Origin of the sequence: Sulfitobacter sp. HI0040 (assembly GCF_001634885.1) — a bacterium.
Taxonomy (GTDB): Bacteria; Pseudomonadota; Alphaproteobacteria; order Rhodobacterales; family Rhodobacteraceae; genus Sulfitobacter.
The window spans coordinates 1-255 of sequence record NZ_LWEX01000310.1 but is presented as its reverse complement, the minus strand read 5'-3'; the positions used below and the strand labels follow the sequence as shown (position 1 = coordinate 255).

At 65.9% G+C, this 255-nt stretch carries 1 protein-coding gene; it reads right to left on the bottom strand.

The genetic code is table 11. From position 1 onward, the window contains the following. Positions 1 to 255, bottom strand: a 255-nt coding sequence (locus A3728_RS14320) for a molybdopterin dinucleotide binding domain-containing protein (RefSeq protein ID WP_150120819.1), incomplete at both ends; no start/stop codon positions are given.

Below are 255 nucleotides of genomic sequence, written 5' to 3'. Positions count from 1 at the left end.
CGATGCCTCGCCGATCACAAAGGGCGCCGCGCCTTCGGGGTAGCGGTCCGCGATACGCTCGCCCATCCACATCCCGGCGAAGTGAAACGGCATGAACACCGTCCCCGGGCCAACCCGTTTCGTGACCAGCGCCTCGACCTGAACCGTGCCTTCGGGTGTGCTGACGCGGCATGGCTCGCCATGGGTGATCCCGACGCGGGCCGCGTCTTCGGGATTGATCTCCGCGAACATCTGCTGCTGAAATTCGGCGAGCCA